The sequence below is a fragment of the Ruegeria sp. genome (genome assembly GCF_028066395.1).
GTDB lineage: Bacteria > Pseudomonadota > Alphaproteobacteria > Rhodobacterales > Rhodobacteraceae > Ruegeria.
Window position 1 is genome coordinate 1 of the sequence record NZ_JALCBM010000102.1, and the last position, 1,873, is coordinate 1,873.

Sequence of the window (1,873 nt, forward strand, 5' to 3'; positions counted from 1 at the left end):
AGCATCTCGGCCATGCTGTCACGTTCCGGCAGCAGGCGCGGCGCGATGAAGCGCAGGTAGATCATGCCGTAGATCACCAGCGCAATGCCCAGCGGCGTGACCTCAAAAATCGAGAATGCCTGCATCCCCTGCGTCCGCGCCACCCCGTCCACCAGCAGGTTGGTCGAGGTGCCGATCAGCGTCAGCGTGCCACCCAGAATGGCCGCGTAACTCAGCGGGATCAGCAGTTTCGAGGCGGGCACCCCCAAGGTCCGGGCGATCTGTACAAAGACGGGGATCATCACCACCACAACCGGCGTGTTCGACACCACGGCCGAGGCAATCACAACGAACCCCATCAACAGCCCAATGGCGATGCGCGGATTGACCTGCGCCTGTTTCTGCGCGACCGAGGTAAAGGCATCCAGCGCCCCGGTGCGCACCAGCGCCCCCATGATGATAAACATCGCCGCAATCGTCCATGGCGCGGGGTTCGACAACACGGCCAGCGCGCTTTGATAGGGCAGAATGCCGGTCACCAGCATCAGGGCGACACCACCGATGGCGACCACCTCGGTCGGGTACACCTCGCGCAGGAACAAGATGAACATGCCCGCGACGACCACCAGCGCCAGAATTGCGCTGCCCGTTTCTGTCAGTGAAAGGAATTGCATTCGTGGTCTTCTGTCCGAACCCTAACCCGGCCTATGCGCCTGAGCACCAGTGTCCCGCATTGACCGGGGCAGAGCAAGCCTTCACGGCCCCGCCTGTTGCAGCCTGCCCCCGACACGGACCATGTGAATGGATTTGGCCTGCCCGTCGCGGTCATCGGTTTCGACAAAAACACCGCTCAGGGTCGCCTCACCCGTGGCCGGGGTAAACCGCGCCTTGGGCATGCCGGTGATAAAGCGGCGCATGGGTTCCTGCTTGTCCATGCCAATGACCGAGTCATAGTCGCCGCACATGCCCGCATCACTCAGATATGCAGTCCCGCCGGGCAGGATTTGCGCATCCGCCGTGGGGACATGGGTGTGCGTGCCCACCACAAGGCTGGCGCGTTTGTCGCAGTAATGGCCCATCGCCATTTTCTCGGATGTCGCCTCGCAATGCATATCCACAAGGATGGCATCCGCCTGCCCGCCGCGCGGGTGGGATTTCAGGATCGGCTCGATGGCTGAAAACGGATCGTCAAAGGGCCGCTTCATGAAGACCTGCCCCAGCACCTGCACCACCAGCACCTTGCGCCCTCCGGGGGCGGTGAACAAGCGATGCCCCCGCCCCGGCGCGCCTTTGGCATAGTTCACCGGGCGAATGATGCGCGGCTCTTTTTCGATGAATTGCAGCATGTCCTTCTGGTCGAAGGCATGATCGCCCAGGGTGACACAATCGGCCCCCGCGTCCAGCAGCAGCTTGGCGTGATCGCCGCTGAGCCCCATCCCGTTCGAGGCATTCTCGCCATTGACCACAACGAAATCCAGCCGCCATTCGTCGCGCAGACGCGGCAAATGCTGTTGGATGGCCGCGCGCCCTGCGCGCCCCATGACATCACCCAGAAAAAGTATCCTCATCTGACCTGTCCTAAGTGTGGTGTTCCCCAAGCACAAGCGGTTAAGCTGCAACCATACCGGGATAAACCGATTTCATTGGGAGGATTTGATGCATCGTTTCTATCTGGCCGCCGCCGGTCTGGCTGCGTTGGCGGCCTGCGACCAGCCCTCAGGCGCATCCACGCAACTGGCCAACCCCGCCGCGACCTATTGCATCGACAGCGGTGGCAAGTACGAAATTCAGGACGGCACCGATGGGCAGACGGGGCTGTGCACGCTGGCGGATGGGCGTCAGGTCGATGCCTGGGAATACTTCCGCGAGAACCATACGAACTAGAAGCTCAGCA

At 62.0% G+C, this 1,873-nt stretch carries 3 protein-coding genes; 1 reads left to right on the forward strand and 2 read right to left on the reverse strand.

Annotated elements, in window-relative coordinates; genetic code table 11:
* Nucleotides 1-653 (reverse strand): SLC13 family permease (locus MPJ51_RS20615; protein WP_298390764.1); only part of this gene is annotated, 653 nt, incomplete at its 3' end.
* Between the two features lie 81 nt (nucleotides 654-734).
* Entirely contained in the window at nucleotides 735-1,547 is an 813-nt protein-coding gene (locus MPJ51_RS20620) for a TIGR00282 family metallophosphoesterase (RefSeq protein WP_298390766.1), read from the reverse strand.
* Nucleotides 1,548-1,635: 88 nt separating this feature from the next.
* Here MPJ51_RS20620 and MPJ51_RS20625 point away from each other — a divergent pair, with 88 nt between their 5' ends.
* Entirely contained in the window at nucleotides 1,636-1,863 is a 228-nt protein-coding gene (locus tag MPJ51_RS20625; protein WP_298390768.1) for a DUF333 domain-containing protein, read from the forward strand.
* The last annotated feature ends 10 nt before the right edge of the window (nucleotides 1,864-1,873 follow it).